At 68.9% G+C, this 17845-nt stretch carries 18 protein-coding genes and 1 pseudogene; 17 read left to right on the top strand and 2 right to left on the bottom strand.

What is annotated here, in order from left to right:
* The first annotated feature begins 130 nt into the window (after window positions 1–130).
* The 4 genes from QCN29_RS37030 to QCN29_RS05745 all read left to right on the top strand — a co-directional run bounded on the left by QCN29_RS37030 (window position 131) and on the right by QCN29_RS05745 (window position 5798).
* A complete protein-coding gene (locus QCN29_RS37030; protein WP_398859125.1) occupies window positions 131–1930 on the top strand; it encodes a helix-turn-helix transcriptional regulator in 1800 nt (599 codons plus the stop codon).
* 275 nt (window positions 1931–2205) lie between these two features.
* A complete protein-coding gene (locus QCN29_RS05755; RefSeq protein ID WP_398859124.1) occupies window positions 2206–2889 on the top strand; it encodes a hypothetical protein in 684 nt (227 codons plus the stop codon).
* Window positions 2890–3594: 705 nt separating this feature from the next.
* The gene (locus tag QCN29_RS05750; protein WP_279926598.1) at window positions 3595–4935 is read left to right on the top strand and encodes an AAA family ATPase; all 1341 of its coding nucleotides are present in this window, start codon (window positions 3595–3597) and stop codon (window positions 4933–4935) included.
* Between the two features lie 5 nt (window positions 4936–4940).
* Window positions 4941–5798 (top strand): DUF4435 domain-containing protein, encoded by an 858-nt coding sequence (locus tag QCN29_RS05745; RefSeq protein WP_279926597.1) that lies wholly within the window; start codon window positions 4941–4943, stop codon window positions 5796–5798.
* 243 nt (window positions 5799–6041) lie between these two features.
* Here QCN29_RS05745 and QCN29_RS05740 read toward each other — a convergent pair whose 3' ends face one another.
* Window positions 6042–6719, bottom strand: a complete 678-nt coding sequence (locus QCN29_RS05740) for a YdcF family protein (RefSeq protein ID WP_279926596.1) — start codon at window positions 6717–6719, stop codon at window positions 6042–6044.
* Window positions 6716–7507: a GntR family transcriptional regulator gene (locus tag QCN29_RS05735; protein WP_279926595.1), complete on the bottom strand. Its 792-nt coding sequence runs from the start codon at window positions 7505–7507 to the stop codon at window positions 6716–6718. The genes QCN29_RS05740 and QCN29_RS05735 overlap by 4 nt, the downstream gene beginning before the upstream one ends.
* 546 nt (window positions 7508–8053) lie before the next feature.
* Here QCN29_RS05735 and QCN29_RS05730 point away from each other — a divergent pair.
* From QCN29_RS05730 to QCN29_RS05670, 13 genes and pseudogenes are all read left to right on the top strand, one after another.
* Complete coding sequence (locus QCN29_RS05730; RefSeq protein WP_279926594.1) at window positions 8054–8317, top strand: DUF6284 family protein; 264 nt, start codon at window positions 8054–8056, stop codon at window positions 8315–8317.
* Complete coding sequence (locus QCN29_RS05725) at window positions 8317–8595, top strand: DUF6303 family protein (protein ID WP_279926593.1); 279 nt, start codon at window positions 8317–8319, stop codon at window positions 8593–8595. The genes QCN29_RS05730 and QCN29_RS05725 overlap by 1 nt, the downstream gene beginning before the upstream one ends.
* Window positions 8592–9563, top strand: a complete 972-nt coding sequence (locus tag QCN29_RS05720; protein ID WP_279926592.1) for a DUF2637 domain-containing protein — start codon at window positions 8592–8594, stop codon at window positions 9561–9563. The genes QCN29_RS05725 and QCN29_RS05720 overlap by 4 nt, the downstream gene beginning before the upstream one ends.
* On the top strand, window positions 9560–9895 hold the full coding sequence (locus tag QCN29_RS05715) for an RRQRL motif-containing zinc-binding protein (RefSeq protein ID WP_279926591.1): 336 nt from the start codon (window positions 9560–9562) through the stop codon (window positions 9893–9895). The genes QCN29_RS05720 and QCN29_RS05715 overlap by 4 nt, the downstream gene beginning before the upstream one ends.
* A 19-nt stretch (window positions 9896–9914) precedes the next feature.
* Window positions 9915–10157 carry a hypothetical protein gene (locus QCN29_RS05710; RefSeq protein WP_279926590.1) on the top strand — a complete coding sequence of 81 codons (243 nt, stop codon included), beginning with the start codon at window positions 9915–9917 and terminating at the stop codon, window positions 10155–10157.
* 94 nt (window positions 10158–10251) lie between these two features.
* A complete protein-coding gene (locus QCN29_RS05705; RefSeq protein WP_279926589.1) occupies window positions 10252–11799 on the top strand; it encodes a hypothetical protein in 1548 nt (515 codons plus the stop codon).
* A 2-nt stretch (window positions 11800–11801) separates the two neighbouring features.
* Complete coding sequence (locus QCN29_RS05700) at window positions 11802–13889, top strand: P-loop NTPase family protein (RefSeq protein ID WP_279926588.1); 2088 nt, start codon at window positions 11802–11804, stop codon at window positions 13887–13889.
* Window positions 13890–14100: 211 nt separating this feature from the next.
* A complete protein-coding gene (locus tag QCN29_RS05695) occupies window positions 14101–14571 on the top strand; it encodes a hypothetical protein (protein ID WP_398859123.1) in 471 nt (156 codons plus the stop codon).
* Window positions 14572–14581: 10 nt separating this feature from the next.
* Window positions 14582–14867: pseudogene (locus tag QCN29_RS05690) on the top strand (hypothetical protein).
* A gap of 86 nt (window positions 14868–14953) precedes the next feature.
* Window positions 14954–15859, top strand: a complete 906-nt coding sequence (locus QCN29_RS05685; protein ID WP_279926587.1) for a bifunctional DNA primase/polymerase — start codon at window positions 14954–14956, stop codon at window positions 15857–15859.
* Entirely contained in the window at window positions 15856–16215 is a 360-nt protein-coding gene (locus tag QCN29_RS05680; protein ID WP_279926586.1) for a hypothetical protein, read from the top strand. Before QCN29_RS05685 ends, QCN29_RS05680 begins: the two co-directional genes overlap by 4 nt.
* On the top strand, window positions 16212–17468 hold the full coding sequence (locus tag QCN29_RS05675) for a DUF3631 domain-containing protein (protein ID WP_279926585.1): 1257 nt from the start codon (window positions 16212–16214) through the stop codon (window positions 17466–17468). The genes QCN29_RS05680 and QCN29_RS05675 overlap by 4 nt, the downstream gene beginning before the upstream one ends.
* A gap of 140 nt (window positions 17469–17608) precedes the next feature.
* Window positions 17609–17794 (top strand): helix-turn-helix transcriptional regulator, encoded by a 186-nt coding sequence (locus tag QCN29_RS05670; RefSeq protein WP_279926584.1) that lies wholly within the window; start codon window positions 17609–17611, stop codon window positions 17792–17794.
* Window positions 17795–17845 lie beyond the last annotated feature (51 nt).

The raw sequence follows: 17845 nt of genomic DNA, 5'->3' as shown, positions 1-17845 counted from the left end.
GCGGCTGCGCGAGGGGCGCATCCTCGCCGCCCCGAACCCGGAGGCGCCCGACGACGACCGGCTGGAGTTCTTCCACCCGCTGGTCGCCACGGCGGTCTACCGGGCGATCCCGGCGACGTTCCGCGTCGCCATGCACGGCCAGGCGGCCATGATCACCTCCCGCTCGGGGCTGGGCGTCACCTCCACCGCCCGCCACATGCTGGAGATGCACCCCGAGAGCGACGCCTGGGTCGTGCAGACGCTGCGCGCCGCCGCCCGCGAGTACATACGCTCCGGCGCTCCCGAAGCAGCACGGCGCTGTCTGGCCCGCGCACTGCGTGAGCCGCCCGCCCTGGAGGAACGGGCCAGCGTCCTGTTCGAACTCGGCTGCTCCGCACTGCTGACGGAACCGACGACGACGGTCAACCATCTGCGGGCCGCACTGGAGGAGCCCGTCCTGGACCCCGCCCTGCGCGAGGCGATCGTCTACCGGCTGGCACAGGCCCTCGGCCACTCCGACCGCATGAAGGAGGCCGCGGACACCGTCGCCGAGGCCGCCCGCGAAGCCACCAACGCCAGGACCCGGCTGCGGATGCAGGCGGAGCAGTTCATGTGGAACGCCTTCCGGACCGACGAACCGGACTCCCCTGCCCGTTCCCGCCGACTGGCCAGGCTCGCCGAACACCTCAGCGGGCGGGGTCTGGCCGAGCGCTACATCCTGGGGCTGCGCGGCTGGGACGCCATGGTGCGCGGCGAACCGGCGGCCACCGCGCTCCACTATGCGCAAGCGGCCCTCGGCAACGGGCTGAAATGGACCGACGAGGAGTGGGGCTTCGAGGTCCCCGTGCTCGTCGCCCTCACCTTCATGTACTGCGACCAGCCCGGACGCGCCGAGGAACTCTTCAACAAGGGCATCGCGGAATGCGAGGAGAAAGGCTGGCGCGGAGCGCACCTGTCCTTCGGCTTCACCCTCCTCGGCTATATCCGCTACCGCCGCGGCCAGCTCGACGAGGCAGAGGGCCTGGTCCGCAGCGGGCTGCGGATCGCCGACCGGGTCGGCCACCAGCTGCCCGCCCAGTACTTCGCCATCGGCATCCTCATCGAGATCCTGCTCGCCCGGGGCCACACCCCGGACGCACAGAAGATCGCTTCCACCTACAGCTACGGCGAGATCGTGCCCGGCGCCGTGGTCTATCCGGACTCCCAGACCGTCTACAGCGAACTGCTGCTCGCCCTCGGCATGCGCCGGGAAGCCGAACAGCAGCTCGTCCAGGTCGGCGAACGCCTCGAACCACGCGGCATGCGCAACCCCGCCTGGTGTCCCTGGCAGCTCCATCTGGCCGAGACCCTCAAGAACACCGACCCCGAGCGGGCCCGGAGGTACGCGGACGAAGGCGTCCGCAGGGCGCGCCGCTTCGGCACCCAGGGCGCCATCGGACAGGCGCTGCGCGCCACCGCGGCCGTGGCACACGGCGAGGAGCGGCTCACCCTGCTCGCCCAGTCCGTCGAGCACCTCGAACGCTCACCCGCCGGCTACGAACTGGCCTGCGCGCTCGTGGACCACGGCATCGCCCTGCGCCGCGCGGGACTGCCCCGCGACGCCGCCGAACAGCTCCACCGCGGCCTGGAAGGCGCCGTCCAGTGCGGCGCGGACGGCCTCGCCGCCCGCGCCCGCGAACAACTGGACAAGTCCGGCCTCTGGCCCCTCCATCCGCGCACCACACCGGCCGACTCCCTGACCACACAGGAGAAGGCAGTCGCCGAATGGGCCGCCCTCGGCTGGTCCACGACCCGCATCGCGGAAGCCCTGGGCACCCAGAACCCCGTGGTGACCCGCCTCCTGTCGGACATCTACCGCAAGGTCGGCTCGGACCACGCGGGCCTCCCCCACCTGATCGGCAAACAACCCGCCCGCTCCCCGATCCGCCTCCCTGACCCACCATCCTCCTGAGCCAACCCACAAGGGCGTGCCGCCCGGTGGACGGCACCCCTTTGTGCACCCCCTTGTGCACACCCGTTCCCCGTCTGCTCCCACCGCGCCCTGCCAGCCATCCCGGCGGCGGCCGCAGCACCCGTCTCGGAAACCGGTAGAGTCGCGCTCTTCGGCTGGCGGGAGCCACCCGGAGTCCCCCTGAGGCTGTGCCGACGCCGATGAACCCCGAAGACACTCCCCCACTTCTCCGACTCGACCGTGCTCTGGACTGCTTGGCCATCACCTTTCGCGGAATGACCGCCCGCAGCGACGAGACCCAGTGCGACTGCCACTGGGGCAGCGAAGAAGAGCTCGCCCGGCTGAAGGTCCCGGATGTGGAGCTCGACCCGGACCTGCTCCATCGCACCTGGAGTGCCCCCGACTGGAACGACCACGGCGCGGTGCTGCGCCGTATCCTTCCTCAATTCGCCAGAGCGCTGGTCACCGGCCTTGTAGAGCCCATGTTCGGCATGGCCGAGGTCGGCCATGCGTTCGCCCGCGGCAGCTGGCGGGAGTGGCCGGCGCGCCAGACCGTTACCGTGTGGGAGTTCCTGCATGCCTGGTGGGCGCACAGCCTCACCCAACCGAAACCCGCCGTCCCCGTGCACGAGCTCCTCGCACTGTGCGCCGAAGCATCCGGCACGCTCAGGCCATGGCTCAGCGCCTGGGAAGCACTCGACCACCGCACCGCCGACCGCCACCTGGCCGATGCGGCCGCCCACTGGGAGTACGAACTGCTGGGAGACCGACTCCCATGGGACGCGTGGGACAACGCAGACGCTCTGCGCACCGAGCTCTCTGCCTGGCTGGTCCGCCACGCCCCCACCCGGCTGCAAGCCCAGGACGTCCCCGAAGAACTGCTGCACCGAATCCGGCTGATGGGGCTCACGGGGCCCGCTCGCTGGGAAGACCCTCACTGGCCCGACCACCGCTACTGAGCCGGCTCCACCGCGCCGCCTAGCCGAGTGGCACACGCTTCAGCGCCCCCGCCCCCCGCCCGGCGCACCCAGAACCCGACCCGGCCTTCGCCGCCATCAATCCGAACCCGACCGAACCGGCCCGCCACTGGCCCACAGCCCTTGATCAGACTCGGGGCACGGGCGAGAAACCGTGGGACGACTCGCATACATCAGGGGTGCCGTCCATCGGACGGCACCCCTGCTGACCTGGGCCTTGTGGCTCCTGTGGCGGTGGGTGTGGGATTTGAACCCACGGTGGCTCGCGCCACGACGGTTTTCAAGAGCGCTGCCGTCCGAGCGCCTGCATCGCTCTGACCTGCGCGAGAGCGCTGTACGCGGCCTGGAAAGCTCAGTCTGGCCCACACATGGCCCATTGGGATGCCATATGCGAGGGCACGGCAACCGATTGACACGGTCCCGGGAGTTCCATCGAGCCCCAGGGTTGGCATCCTGCGGCCCGTACCCACGGGATCCGTGCGCAGCTGCCGTGATGCACTGCCGTTGGTGTCAGCGTCAAGTCAGATACTTCCCCAGTCCACTCTGGCAGCCGCCCAGCAGGCAGGCACAGTTTCGGGCCCGGCATACGACGAACGCCTGTGGGTAGCAGCGAGGCTCAAGACTCCGCCTGTAGAGACAACTTCAAAGCTGCCGCAACCACCGGCGTCAAGCGATAGCATCCCGCTCATGACGCTCCGATCCATCACGGTAACGAAGCTTTTCGGTGAACTTGACCACTATATCCCGCTGCGGGTAGCAGAGGGCTTGACGTTGCTTCACGGCCCAAATGGAGTCGGCAAGACTTCCATCTTGAAAGCCGTCGACGCTCTTTTCAATCAGCAATTTTCAAAATTGCGGTCTATGCCCATCGAGAAGCTCGGCGTGGAGTTCTCGGAGGGGGGGCTAATCGAGGTCTCTTGGCAGACGCCCAAGCCAGACAGGGGACCCCAGTCTCTTTCCACGGCCAAGAACCTCGTATTCCACTACCATCCACATCACGGGCGGGGTGTGCGCTGGGTATACGAGGGCATCTCTCGACGTGAGATCGATTTTCCGTTGGCGGCGATCGACGATTTCGTCCCCCACCTGTCCAGGATCGGCCGATCCGAGTGGCTCGATGCGCACACGAATCGCTCACTCGATCTCGATGACGTACTGCACACCTATGGACAAATGATTCCTTTCGGTCGAAGGAAAGGAAAACCGACGCCAGATTGGCTAAGAAGGCTACTCTCCGATAACCCAGTGTATTTGATCGAAGCGCAACGGCTTGTTTCGACGGGCGATCCTTCTGGTCGCGTAAGTAGGCCCAAAGCCGAACAGATGCAAGTGGCCACCGTCTCGTTGTATAAGAGGGATCTGGCTGCAAAGATCCGAAACACCCTAGCCGATTACGCCGATTACAGCCAATCCCTCGACAGCACATTCCCCAATAGACTCCTCTCACGCTCCAGCCCATCGGGTCCACGAGATCAAGAGGTAAGGGATCGCTATACCCAGCAAGCCGAGCGTCGAAAAAAGTATGTCGAGATTGGATTGCTTGACGCAGGGGACGTTCTACTGTTGCCAGAGAATTTGGACGACCACGCGCTTGGCGTCTTGGGTGTTTATCTGGATGACATCGATGACAAGTTGACTAGGCTAGATGACCTGGCTGGTCGACTCGAGCTTTTTCTTGACATCGTAAATCAGAAACTTAGGCGGGTATATGTTGAGGTGGATCGCGAAAATGGCCTCGTAGCCAAGACCAGGAAGGAGGAGGCGGAAATTGCACTGGAATCCCTAAGCTCAGGCGAGCAACAAGAAATCGTCATCGCTTATGGACTGCTATTTCGCGAGCAGGCCGGCACTTTGGTACTAGTGGACGAGCCCGAACTCTCGCTGCACGTCAGTTGGCAGCTTGACTTTATCCCAGATCTCCTGCGCATCGCACAACTGGCGCGGTTGAATTTCATCGCAGCGACGCATAGTCCACAGATTATCAATGATCGTTGGGATTTGACTGTCGCCTTGAGCGATGGGGCCTGATCGGTATGCACGATCTGATTACTGCAGACACCATCGCCAACCAAATTTCCATGCTCCGCATGACGATGCGTGGACCTATCGTTCTGGTCGAAGGAAAGACGGATACACGAGTCTATCGGCGGTTTTTCCTTCCAGCGCCACACGTTCGAGTTATCTATTGCAACGGGAAGCCCATACTTCGGGAGGCGATGGCAAAAGTCCACAGTCGCCGTATGCACCATGGAGTGGTTGGGATCTGTGATGCTGACTACGAGAGGCTAATCGGGCAGCATCACAGCGAGAGCACTTTTTATGCAGACTGGCACGACGCAGAAATTATGATCTGTCACTCCGATGCGTTCGACCGAGTCCTTGAGGAATTGCTTGATCGGGAACCGGCACCTTCGGAAAAGCAGGCAGTACGAAACGAGCTGATGAAAGTCGCCTCTACTGTCGGGGCGATACGCCTATGGAATGAGCAAAATAGAGCGTCGCTGAAATTTCACGGCGTTGACATCGGTAAGCACTTGCTCGATCGGCGACAGTTCGACATAGATGGATATGTATCAGAGCTTCTCGATAACAGCCCCTACGCCACTGTGAATGGCAGCGACTTGATCAGTGTCGCTTCCAGTGGAGGGCACCTTAGTGCTGGCGCGGAGCTGGCGTCTGGTCACGATTTTTGTGCGCTTCTCGCTTCGGAGGTGAGGCGGGTGAAATCTGATGATGACACTCGAATCGAGTCGACGATGGTGGAGGCCATGCTTCGCTTGAGCTTTGATAGCGAATGCTTCGCAAAGACCGAACTAGCTGTCCACCTCTCGCGATGGGAGCAGGTAAGCGGCATGGATCTCATGAGGGACGAAGCTTGCCCAGCGTTGTGATCAAGAAGGGGATGCCGGAAGATCCTGCGCCGTACGCCGGGAACCAAGCCGAGGAACCGACCGCCCCAGCCATGCCGGGGTTCACGCCCCATCAACCCTTCGCCGGCCGACAGGCCGTGCCAAAGCGGGGCGCAGACAGGAGCGCGGCCCGAGCCGTCGGCCCGGCGACGCCGCGCCGTACGCGACGAGGCGCCTTGACAAGGTAGGGAAGCTCGCGCCGCGGAGAGGCCGACGTGGCTCTGCTCAACTTGAGCCGGATGGGCGCCAAGGACGCGATGGAGCGAGACGGCTCGTGAATCCTGCCGCGCAGAGGCGCTCATAAGCCGCTCTGACGGATGCGGGGATCTCCTGGCCCACCATAAAGCCTTGTTCTGGGTAGATCAGCAAACGTTGCTGGGCTCCTACGAGCATGTCCAACACGAGGTGCGGGTCCCCGATCGAATCGACGTACTCCACGAGCGTCATCGGTGCGGAGGCGCTGACGATCTCGACGTCCGGCCAGAGTTTGCGCGCGGTCGCGTGGGCCCGGCGTTCCTCGTACGGCTTGCTGATGAGAAGGACGGACGAGACGTCCACCCCCCACTCCTCAAGCAACGCCCGCGAGAAGCGGATGTTCTCGCCGGTGTTTCGTGCGTTCGGTTCGACAAGGATGTCGTCCGCCGGCACGCCCAGCTCTAGGGCCCGCTCTCGATAGTGCTCCGCCTCGCCGCGAGGCATGCGCTCCTGGGTGGTGCGGCTCGTAGCGCCCGTGAAGACAATGAGCGGCATCATGTCGCGCCGGTAGAGATCGACTGCCACATCGGCCACGCCCAGATCGTGGCTGCCCAGTCCGATGCCTACTGAACAGGGGCGCGGATCGTGGTGCATTTGCTGGTAGTCCCATAGAAGTTGGGCGTCGGACCACGCCTGTGCCGAGATCATGCCGTCACCTCCCCCTGAGCCGAGTCGGGCACCTTGAAGTCGTACTCCCACGCAAAGCGCGAGGCGGCGTGGATGCCGATGGCGAACTCAACAACCGTGCCGTCAGCCGTGAAAGTGGTGCGGTGCAGCTCCACAACCCACTCGCCGGGCGCCAGCTGGAGGAGCTTCGCCTCTTCCGTCGTGGGGACACGCGCAAAGAGCTGCTCTCGCATGTGGTCGATCTCGTATCCAGCGTCATACAGAACGCGGAAGCCGCCGCCGCGGCCTGCCGGGCCGGGCGAGGGGTCAACGATGCGCGTGCCCTCAACGTGCTCGGGCCGGTAGTAGCTGGTCAGCGTGTGCGTAGGCTGGTCACCCTCCTTCACCAGGCGGGCACGCGCGTACACGTCGGCGCCGACCGGCAGGCCGTGCGCATCAGCAACCGCCGGCGGGGCTTCAACACGGGAGACCGTCTGCGTCTGCTCTCCGCGACGGTATGAACGTCCCGATGCCACCCGGTCGGCGATGAACGCCACCTGATCACCGTCGCGCCACTTCGCCTTGTCGTACCGAGCGATGCCGAGTCGTTTCAGCGGAGCCTGCTGCCGCACCACCGTGCCGTGGCCGCGTGACGAGGTGACCAGCCCTTCCGCTTCCAGCGCCTTGTAGGCCGCGTGGACCGTGGACTTTGAGCCCTCCCCGGCCTCGACGAGGTCTCTGATGTGGGGCAACTGCTGACCGGGCGCGTACTCGCCCGACCTGATCCGGTCCGCCAGCTTGTCCGCCAGCTCCCGCCACTTCGGTGCCATTCGAGCCTCCTCTCGACGCAACCAGTCAAACACAGTCCCAGGACTGTTGACAGTCCTGGGACTACGGGTGCATTGTCTCACTAGCGGCCACGTAGTCCCAGGACTACGGAGCTGCTGCGCTCCGATGGGCCTTCTTTGGGCTGCTCGGACCTTGCTCAACAACTGGACAGCGTGATCCACCGCAGCACCACGGCCGTGAGGACGCCGGCCGAGACGAGTGGAGAACAGCCGACCGAGACCGGGCCCGCGTCACAACCGGGCCCCACACCCCGTGCAGGGGGACACGCCATCGGCTCTAAAGAACCGCGTGGCCGACATTGACGCCGCGACGCGCCCCGGGAACCAGACCTCCCCGGGGTCAGCGGACCACGCGAATCGGAGGTCTGAACGACCGCGCAGCAGACGCTGCGGCCGGTTGCCTCCGCTGCTCGTCTCGTACGAGCGCTGAGGGGAGCCGGATCTACCGACTTCAACGGCGTGCGGCCCCGGTGTTGGAGCACCGGGGCCGCTTCTTTGAGCCGTTCCTACGCGAGAGGAACACGACTCATGGAGCACATCGGTGCTGTTCAGGCGGTTGTTACCGCCCTCGACTTTGACTGCGAGCCCACGGCCGCGGAGTTGGACGCGATCGAACTGGAGATGCCGGTCATCACGGCGGAGCTGGAGCTGCTGGACGCGCAGATCGTCACGCTGGACCGGGAGCCGTCGCCGCTGGACGTGCGCCGGATCCGGCGGGCGCGCCGGCGGGTGCTGGTCGCCCGCCGTGAGCTGACCAACCGGGGCGTGGCCGGTGCGCCGGAGGTGGCGTGATGGCCGCCGCGTTCACGGCGCAGATGTCGCGCCGCCGGGGCCGGTGGCGTCTGTATGTGGTGCTGCTCAACACGTGTGTGGCGTGGCCTGAGCGGGACCTGGGCGGCGGTGCGGTGGTGCTGACTGTTCAGGCGCGTTCACGGGCGCTGAACGCGCTCGGCTACGCGCTCACGGACGGGGCGCGGTGGGAGTGGACCGAGGACAGCGAGAGCCCTGACGACCCGTCGTCGGCGGTGCTGCTGATCGCGTCGGTCACGGTGCGGGAGGCGACGTGGTGAACAGTGTTCAGATCCGTTCAGCCGAGCGTGCGTTGTCGGTCGGGACGTGGCTGATCGTGGCGGGGGCGATGCTCTACTCGATCCTCACGGTCACCCCGCTCGCCGCCGCGCACACCCCTGATGAGTGGGACTGGACCGCGCCGATTCTGCCGCTGGTGGTGGACGCTGCGGTCGTCATCGTGGTCCGCCTCGATGCCGTCCTGGCCCGCCTGGGCGGCAACGGCGGGCGGTGGCCGGTCGTGCTGCGCTGGATGACCGGCTGCATGACCCTCGCCCTCAATGTGGCCGACTCCGCACTTAGGAAAGACCTGGTCGGCGTGGCCGTGCACGCGGTCGCGCCGCTGCTGCTGATCGTCACGGCAGAGACCGGACTCGCCTACCGCCGCGCCATCACCGCCGCTCTGGACGCGCAGGAAGCGCAGCAGAAGGCCGAGCAGACCGAGCGTGAACGCGCGGCGCAGCAGCGGCGTGAGGCGGCCGAGCAGCGGGCCCGCGAGGAACGCGAGCACGCCGCCGCGCTCGCCCGTGAACAGCGCGAGCACGAAGCCCGCCTCGCCCGTGAACAGACCGAGCGGGAGGAGGCGGCACGGCGCGAGGAACGCGAGCAGCGGGAGACGCGGGAGCGTGCCGATCGTGAAGCCCGTGAACACCGTGAACGCGAGCGTGAACAGCAGCAGCGCGAGCGTGAACAGCTTGAACGACAGGCCGCCCAGCGCCGCCAGGAGGAGCAGCAGCAGCGCGAGGAAGCCGCCCGCCGTGAACGTGCGGCACTGCTGTCCGGCGGCCCGGTGAACGAGAAGCTGCCCGAAGACCACGCGCGCCGGATCGTGCACGCCGCGTTCGGTGAAGGGCTTCCGGTGCGGTCGGCTGCCGAGCTGTGCGGCTGGTCCATCGGCTGGGTCTCCACCCGCTACCAGGAGCACCGCGACGCGGTCGCCGGCCGGACGCTTGAAGGCGCGACGCCGTGAGCACGCTGCCCACCTTCCGGTGGCGGCTCGCCCCGGACGGCTACGCCACCTACCGCCAGCTGCGCACCCTCGGGCTGCGGCCCGGCGGACAGGACGTCGCCGCCGAGCTGCAGCGCCCGCGCCGCCGTCGCGGCCCGCTGGTCGCCCACCTGTACCGCATCGATGAGGCCAAGCCCGTCCGGCCCATGACCCCGGCCCGCTGGGCGGCTCTCGCCAAGGCGAACGCCGCACAGCGCATCTGTCCGAACTGCCGCCGCGACGCCGGGTACCGCATCCCGCGCTCACTCGGCATGTGCACCCCCTGCCACGACTCACCCACCCTCGCCGCCTGACACGACAGGAGAACACCCCATGAGCAGCCAGACTCAGCAGAGCACCGCCCCGGCCGCCACGAACCAGGGCAGCCACCACTACGTGCTCACCCTCGAACTCCCCGGCCGGATGTCCAGCACCTGGTACGGCACCTTCACCCCGACCCCCGGCGCCAGTCGGCACGACGTCTTCACGGCGCTGCGGAACCAGATCGGTGAGCAGAACCCGGAGCTGTCCACGGGCAACGTCGTCTTCTTCTCCCTGGAGCCGAACCGGCTCTGACCTGCACCGCACCACCCCATGAGCAAGGCCCGGACGCGCTGCCTTCCCAAGCCCGCGTCCGGGCCTTTGATCTCCCGAAGGGAGTGCACACAGCATGACCGACACCACCATCACGCCGGTAGCGGGCCCCGACGCCCCGCCGGACATCACCCCGCCCCCGGCACCCGACCCGGTGCCCGCCCCGGCCGCTGCCGACGTCGACCACACGCCGGGCGGGTGGCCGGTCGTCCCGCTCGCGTTGACCGGGACGAACGCCACCACGTCCGTGATGGCCGCTGCCGCGATGGTCGGCGGCCCGGCCGCACTCGCCGTCGTCGCCACCGGCGCGGTCGTACTCGGCACCGCCGCCGCAGCCCGCAACCGCCGCGACCAGAAGGGCAAGGGTGCCGCTCGCGGCTACCGCACGGGCACAGCAGCCGGAGCCGCACGCGCGCGGCGACCGGGTGCCGGGCGGGTGCCGGGCCAGTCCCGTACCGGAAGCGCCGGCACCACCAGGGCCGCTGGTCGCGGCTGGGGTAAGCCGCGCACGGCTGCGATCGGTTCCCTCACCGGCACCAAGTCGGAAGGGCTGAACCGCGGTGGTCGCAAGGCTGCCGCGGGGTCGCCGTCCGCTGCGTCCGGCAAGAACAGGGGCAAGGTCGGGCAGGTCAAGGCGCTGCGGGAAGCGGCCCGGCAGTCGTCGCCGTCGCGGGCCGCTCGCCGGAACGAGACGACGGGCGCGCGGCGCTCGGTCGCTGATACCCGGCGGCAGGCGAAGGCCGACCAGCGGTCCGCCGGCCTGGCCGCTAAGGGCCCGGTCGGTCGGGCCGTGGGCAAAGCCGCCGGACGCGTCGGGAAAGCCCGCGGCGCGGCGATAGAGCGTTCCCGTAAGGCGCGTGACCAGCGGGCCGCCGGGCAGGTCGCTGCCGAACGTGATCAGGCGCGCAAGGCACCGGCCCGCCAGAAGGCGCGTAAGGCGCTGCTGCGGTCGGCGGCCCGGTTCCAGCGCCGCCGCCTGCTCGCCGCGCTGCTGGCCGGTGCCCTGGGTCTGGTCGGTCTGATCACGTCCCCGATCGGCCGCAAGCTCGGGCTCCCCTGGCTCATCCACCCCGGCCGCCGCCTCTACGCCCGGATGATGCGCACCGCCGCCGAGCAGCGAGAGCAGCGCGACGAGGCCACCCTCGCCGCTCTGCAGGACGACGAGGCCGCCGCCGACGCGGAAGCGAACGACGCCGAGCAGATCGGGGACACGGCCGAGCGTCCGGCCGGTGTCGTCCCCGCCGCACCCGACAGCAGCACGACGAGTGAGGGAGAGATCGTGTCCGGTTTCCGGTTCGAGGAGTACGCGGCGGAGATGGAATCCGCCGCCAACAACTACGACCCCGACAACGCCATGGAGATCCTGGCCATGGTCGAAGGACTGCCCGCCGCGCTGACCAGCGTGGCGAATGTGATGCGGATCCTCGCCGAGCGCGCGGACTCGGAGTTCCCGCTGGAGAAGGAAGTCGCGGACGGCTTCAACGACATCTTCGGCGCCTTGATGAGCGCGGTGGCGGTCGCGGAGGACATGGGCCCGCTGTTCCGCACCGCGCACGAGCAGGACATCGCCCGCCACGAGGACCCGCGCAACGGGCCCGAGGCCGAGAAGGGATGGAACGTCTGACCATGGCAAACAACACCGCCACGAACACGGGGCCGGTGTGGGACTGGGCGGCCGGTCACGGACCCGTGACCGGCGCTCTGTCCGCCACCACCGGATGCCTCGCCGTCGCCACCACCGGCGCCGCCGCCGGAATGCCGCCCGGCTGGGCCCTCGCCATCGGCACGGCCGGAGCCATCGGCCACACCGTCACCAGCCTGCGCGAACGCCTCTCCGCCCGCACGATCGGGATGCGCGCCGCCTCCTGGCTTATCGGCGCCGGGTGGACAACGTGGGCCATGACTACCGGCCCGCTCAACTGGGCCGCCCTCGGGTCCCTGGCCACGTTCGGGGTCGGCATGGGGGCCGCCGCCCGCGCCACCCTCCTGCGCGAAGAGGCGCGGGAGCTGGAGGCCATCGCCGCTGCTGAGCGGCAGATCTCGCGGGAGCTGTCCGCCGAACGTCGGGCGATCGCCACCGAGTGGGTCGACCGGATCAAGCGCGTATGCGGCATCACCGTCCGGGTGCTCGCAGTCGAGCAGTGGCCCACGGGTGCCGGGTTCACCATCGACGCCGAACTCCCCGCCGGCGGCACCACCTACGACAAGATCGCCCGTGAGTCGGCGCGGCTGTCCGCCGACGCACGCCTGCCGCACGGCTGCACCGCCACCGCCTCCCAGGGCATCGACCAGGGCCGCGTCCTCATCGACGTGACCACGGTCAACGTGCTCGCGGCCGAGGTCACCTACCCCACCGACTACGGCCCCCTCTCCCTGCACACCGGGATCCCGTGGGGGCTGCGGACGAACGCGGACGAGGTCCGCGCCTACCTACGCGAGCAGTGCGCGCTGGTCGTCGGGCCGACCGGCTCGGGCAAGACGAACATGGTCCACACGATCCTCGCCGGGTTCGCCCGCACCACCGACGTCCTGACCTGGGTGATCGACCTGAACGCCGGATCGGCCGGCCTGCCCTGGGTACGACCCGCCCTCGCGGGTGACGGGGAGGGGATGCGGCCCGGCGTGGACTGGCTCGCCTCCACTGCGGAGGAAGCCGAGCTGATGCTCGATGCGGTGGTGCGGGTCGCCAAGCACCGGAAGATGGCCTACCAGGACCTCATGTCGAAGGCGAACACGGACCTGCTGCCCGTCAGCGCGCAGATTCCGCAGATCATGCTGGTCATCGATGAGGGCGCGGAGATCCTGGCCGGTACCGACAAGGAATCCCGCAAGCTCGCCGCCAAGATCCTGGAAGTGATCCGGATCGCCCGCGCCATGGGCATCCGCACAGTCCTGACCGCGCTCGGAGCCACCGGGGCCGTGCTCGGGAACCTGATGATCCGCCGGGAAGCCAAGGTCCGCGTTGCCCTGACCGGTGGCGAGACTGAGGGCATGGACCTGGGCAAGCAGTTCCCCGGCTCTCGCGGGCTGCGCGTCGACCAGGCCCCGTACAAGGGCGCCGGGTTCATGGGCACCCCCGAATCGGCCCCGGCGCTGTTCAAGTCGTGGCGGATCCTGCCCAACCAGATCCGCGACATCGTCGCCGCCACATCCGACCGGCACCCCACCCTCGACACCGTCTCGAGCAAAGCGGCCGGGCCCGAGTACGCCCGCCGCTGGGACCACGCCCGCACCGCATGGATGCGCGACGACCAGCCCGCGCCCCCCACACAGCGGGAAAATGGCAGCACGGGCGGGCTGAATCTCTCCGCGCTCCGCGATGAGCAGCGGCCCGCGCGCACGTCCGCCGAGGAGGAGCTGGCGCGCCGGTTCCGCGAGCAGATCGACGCCCAGTTCGCCACCGCCCCCGAACCCGGCACCACCGAGCCGGGCGCGGCGACGGAGCAGCCGCCCACGGCGGCCGGGCTGAACCTGTCCGCTCTGCGGGGTGAGGACAACGCCGCGAAGGATGCCGCGCTCGCGCTGCTGCTCGCCGCCGGCCCGGAAGGAACCGGGGCGTCCGCGATCGCCCGAGCGCTCGCGGACGAGCACGGCACCACCCGGCAGACCGTCGTCGGATGGCTCAAGACGTGGACCGACGACGGCACCGCCGTCCGTGTCGGAGCGGGTACCAAAGCCCGCTACGTCCACCATCGCCACGCCCCCGAAGCGTGAGCCCTTGTCACCTGTCACCCGCGCCCGCAGGAACGCCCCCGGGCGGCTCTGTGAGGGCCGGAAACGGCTTGTGACCTGCAAGGCGACAAGCGACAAGACAAGACAAGCGACAAGCCGCACGACAAGGCAGACGACAAGCGACACGACAAGCAAGGCACCGGGCAGCACCCCACGGCGGGGTGCTGCCCTCCGTCGTTGAAGGGACCCCGTTGTGCCCTCCCAGACCCCGTACGAGATCACCACCGTCCCTGCGCAGCCGTCCGTCCGGCACGATGAGATGCTGCCGCACGAGATCCCGCCCGGCGTTCAACTCGTCACCCTGCCGGGCGGTATCCGCACCCTCGCCTACACCCAGTCCCTGGCCGCGCCCGCGCCTCAGCCGGTACCGGTCGCGCAGCCGATTCCGACGTGGGCCAAGACCACCGCTCTCCTCGCGCCGACGATCGGGAGCGGCGTCGCCGCCGGCGGCATCGGCCTCTCCTACGCCGCACCGGGACTGATCGCCATGAGCCAAGCCCTGTGGGCCGCCGTCGCCCTCATCGCCGCCGGAGCCATCGCTCTCCCCCTGCTCCTCGGCACCGCCCGCCGCAGCCGCGGCCGGGCCGCCCCCACGCAGATCACACAGAACATCACCGCCACCGGCCTCTTCGGCCGCGCCAACGGAACCATCAACCACCGCTGAGGAGACGACAGTGCCCCGACTGCGCATCCGCCGGGTTACCTGGCCCCGGCCCCGCGCTCATCCTCGCCGACACGCCCCGCCCCGACTGCGCCAACTGCGCCGGGGAGAGCGGCTTCGAGCACGACTACGGCGACTACGAGACCGGCGAGTACGCCGGAACCGACTGGGAGCCCTGCCCCTGCTGGAACGAGGACCGCACGTGGGTCCTGCTCCCGCTGCCGCGCCTGCCACGTCGTCGTCGCACGCACACGGACCCGTGGGGCCCCGGCGGCTACAGCGACGAACCGCCCTTCTGACAAGCCGAGAGCGGCCCCCACTCACGCCAATGAAGCGGGGCCGCTCTCGTCCGCCAGCACTTCTCACAGAACTGGAGACAACTAGCATGACCCATGACCGCAAGTCCGCGCTGCTCGCCGCAGCGCTCGACGCCGCCGCTCGCGGCTGGCCCGTCCTGCCGCTGGTGCCCAGCGGCAAGCGCCCCGCGCTGCACGGAGAGAACGCCTGCACCCGCACCGGCCCGTGCGCCGGCGGGCACGTGAAGTGGGAGCAGCGCGCCACCAGCGACCCCGACCGCATCCACGCCGCCTGGTCCGCAGGGGCGTTCAACGTCGGCATCGCCACCGGCCCCGCCGGACTGCTCGTGATCGACCTCGACAAGCCCAAGACCAACAGCAATGCGGACACGCCTTGCGGCGTGACGACCTTCAAGGCGCTCTGCGAGCGCGCCCGACAGGCCGTCCCCACCACTCGCACGATCCGGACTGTGAGCGGCGGTCGGCACCTGTACTTCACCGCCCCCGCCGGTGTCCGGCTGGGCAACACGGCGGGTGCCCTCGCCCCGCTGGTCGACACCCGCGCGCACGGCGGATACGTCGTCGCCCCCGGCAGCACCACCCCCGGCGGAATGTACGAGGTCATCCACGACGGCCCCGTCCTGCCGCTGCCCGGGTGGCTGCTGGACGCGCTCAAGCCCGCCCCGACGCCCGACCGGCCGGTGCAGATCGCGCGGCCGGTCACCAGCGGCTCGCGGGTGGCGGATGTGGCGTTCGAGCGGGAGAAGGCCGCGATCCTCGCCTCCCGCGAGCCGAACCGCGAGGACACGCTCTTTCGGGCCGCGCGGTCCATGGGGCGCTTCGTCGCGTGGGGCGACATCCCCCGCCACGTGGTCGAGGAGGCTTTTCAGAGCGCGGGGGAGTCGGTGGGACTCAAGCCGTACGAGTGCCGCTCGACTCTGCGTTCCGCTCTGAACTGGTCGATCCGCACCTGCCGGCCACGGGAGACGGCATGAACAACCCGCCTCCCCGCCCCTCTCTGAAAAGCCTCCCCGCCATCCACCGGCCGCCCGCCGCCGAACGACCCACGCCCGAGCGGGCCGTGGGCGTCCCGAAGGGCGTCGCCGAAGGCGTCCCTTCTGCTGTTCGCCCTGACCCGCAGCCGGGAGACGGCCGGTGGCCGGTCGCGTGGCTGCACATCACCGCACCCGGACGCGGCGCTATCCCCACCGCCGCCTCGAAATGCGCGTGTGGCCGGGACCGCAGCGCGGTCGGCCACCGCAAGGTGCACGACCTGATCACCGACCACACCGCCCACCGCGACCTCTGCCCGCTCCGCACCGCTTCCCCGGAAGGGAGGACCGCCGCATGACCAGCAACACCCCGCCCGCGCCGTCCATCGACGGGGCCGCGCTGCTCAACGAGGTCGAGCAGTTCCACCGGCGGTTCAACGTCTTCCCGACACAGGCCGCCTACGTCGCGGTCGCCCTGTGGGACGCGCACGCCCACCTGCTCGACGCCTTCGACTCCACACCCCGCCTGGCGTTCCTCTCCCCCGAACCGGGCTCGGGCAAGTCCCGCGCGCTGGAGATCGTGGAAACCCTCGTACCGCAGCCGATGGTGGCCGTGAACGCCTCCCCGGCAGCCCTTTTCCGGGCCGTGTCCGGCACCGAGGGGCGGCCGACGATCCTCTTTGACGAGATCGACACCGTGTTCGGCCCCAAGGCCGGGGACAACGAGGAACTGCGCGGCTTCCTGAACGCCGGACATCGCCGTTCCGGCGTCACCTACCGCTGCGTTGGGGACGGCTCGAACCAGAGCGTGCAGCCCTTCCCCTCCTACTGCGCCGTCGCGGTCGCCGGACTCGGCTCCCTGCCGGACACGATCCTGACCCGCTCCGTCATCATCCGCATGCGGCGCCGCGCGCCCAACGAGCACGTCCAGCCCTACCGGCAGCGCCGTGACGAGAAGGAGGGGCACGCCCTGCGGGACCGGCTCGCCCGCTGGGCCGACCAGGTGCGCAAGCCCCTGACCGGGGCATGGCCGGAGATGCCGGAGGGGGTCACCGACCGGCCGGCCGACGTGTGGGAGCCCCTGCTCGCCGTCGCCGACGCCGCCGGTGGCGACTGGCCGGCGCGGGCCCGCGCCGCCTGCCTGGAGCTGGTCACCGCCGCCGCGCAGGACGACGAATCCTCGCTCGGTATCCGACTGCTGACCGACCTGCGCGACACCGTGTTCTGCGGCATCGACCGCATGCCCACCGCCGCGATCATCGAGTGCCTGACCGCGATGGACGACGCGCCCTGGGTCGACATGGGCGGCAAGCCGCTCACCCCGCGCGGACTCGGACGGCTGCTCAGCGGCTACATGACCTCAGCCAACCGGCCCGTCAAAGCCCGGCCCATCCGCACCCCCGGCGGCACCGTCCCGCGCGGCTACTACGCCGAGGACCTGGCCGACGCCTGGGCCCGCTACTGCCCCCCGGCCCCCGGAAAGTCCGCTACATCCGCTACATCTGCTACAGCCCAGGTCAGCCGGGGTGAATCCGTAGCAGAAGAGATCCCCGGCATCTGCTACACGGCCCCGCAATCCGCTACGCCAGGCGCGGCCACCGCCGCCCCGTAGCAGCAGCTATCTGCTACATCCCGCACATCTGCTACACGAAGCAGGCCCCTGACCTGCGGTGTAGCAGATGTAGCGGATGTAGCACTTCTGACAGGAGAGGGCCGGGCCCCGCTCCCTTCCCAGAGCAGGAGAAGTCACCGATGGCACGTCCGCAGATGCTCAAACTCCCGGAAGTTCTCAGCGAACTCGGCATGAGTCGCGCCGCCTTCTACCGAATGCGCGCCCGCGGTCAGGGTCCGCGCCTCATCAAGCTGCCGAACGGGCAGATCCGCGTCCGCCGCAACGATCTCGACGTCTGGCTCGCCAGCTACGAGGAAGCCGCCTGACCACCACGCACCACCGCGACTTGAGAGGGGCCCGCCATCGGCGGGTCCCTC

This window comes from Streptomyces chengmaiensis (assembly GCF_029846775.1).
GTDB lineage: Bacteria > Actinomycetota > Actinomycetes > Streptomycetales > Streptomycetaceae > Streptomyces > Streptomyces chengmaiensis.
The sequence above is the reverse complement of the archived record's forward strand: the minus strand, read 5'-3'. Positions and strand labels throughout refer to the sequence as shown.

Coding starts and splice junctions, on each gene's coding strand:
- QCN29_RS37030 (WP_398859125.1), top strand. CDS start 131: ATGCACGGCCAGGCGGCCATGATCACCTCCCGCTCGGGGCTGGGCGTC.
- QCN29_RS05755 (WP_398859124.1), top strand. CDS start 2,206: ATGACCGCCCGCAGCGACGAGACCCAGTGCGACTGCCACTGGGGCAGC.
- QCN29_RS05750 (WP_279926598.1), top strand. CDS start 3,595: ATGACGCTCCGATCCATCACGGTAACGAAGCTTTTCGGTGAACTTGAC.
- QCN29_RS05745 (WP_279926597.1), top strand. CDS start 4,941: ATGCACGATCTGATTACTGCAGACACCATCGCCAACCAAATTTCCATG.
- QCN29_RS05740 (WP_279926596.1), bottom strand. CDS start 6,719: ATGATCTCGGCACAGGCGTGGTCCGACGCCCAACTTCTATGGGACTAC.
- QCN29_RS05735 (WP_279926595.1), bottom strand. CDS start 7,507: ATGGCACCGAAGTGGCGGGAGCTGGCGGACAAGCTGGCGGACCGGATC.
- QCN29_RS05730 (WP_279926594.1), top strand. CDS start 8,054: ATGGAGCACATCGGTGCTGTTCAGGCGGTTGTTACCGCCCTCGACTTT.
- QCN29_RS05725 (WP_279926593.1), top strand. CDS start 8,317: ATGGCCGCCGCGTTCACGGCGCAGATGTCGCGCCGCCGGGGCCGGTGG.
- QCN29_RS05710 (WP_279926590.1), top strand. CDS start 9,915: ATGAGCAGCCAGACTCAGCAGAGCACCGCCCCGGCCGCCACGAACCAG.
- QCN29_RS05705 (WP_279926589.1), top strand. CDS start 10,252: ATGACCGACACCACCATCACGCCGGTAGCGGGCCCCGACGCCCCGCCG.
- QCN29_RS05700 (WP_279926588.1), top strand. CDS start 11,802: ATGGCAAACAACACCGCCACGAACACGGGGCCGGTGTGGGACTGGGCG.
- QCN29_RS05685 (WP_279926587.1), top strand. CDS start 14,954: ATGACCCATGACCGCAAGTCCGCGCTGCTCGCCGCAGCGCTCGACGCC.
- QCN29_RS05680 (WP_279926586.1), top strand. CDS start 15,856: ATGAACAACCCGCCTCCCCGCCCCTCTCTGAAAAGCCTCCCCGCCATC.
- QCN29_RS05675 (WP_279926585.1), top strand. CDS start 16,212: ATGACCAGCAACACCCCGCCCGCGCCGTCCATCGACGGGGCCGCGCTG.
- QCN29_RS05670 (WP_279926584.1), top strand. CDS start 17,609: ATGGCACGTCCGCAGATGCTCAAACTCCCGGAAGTTCTCAGCGAACTC.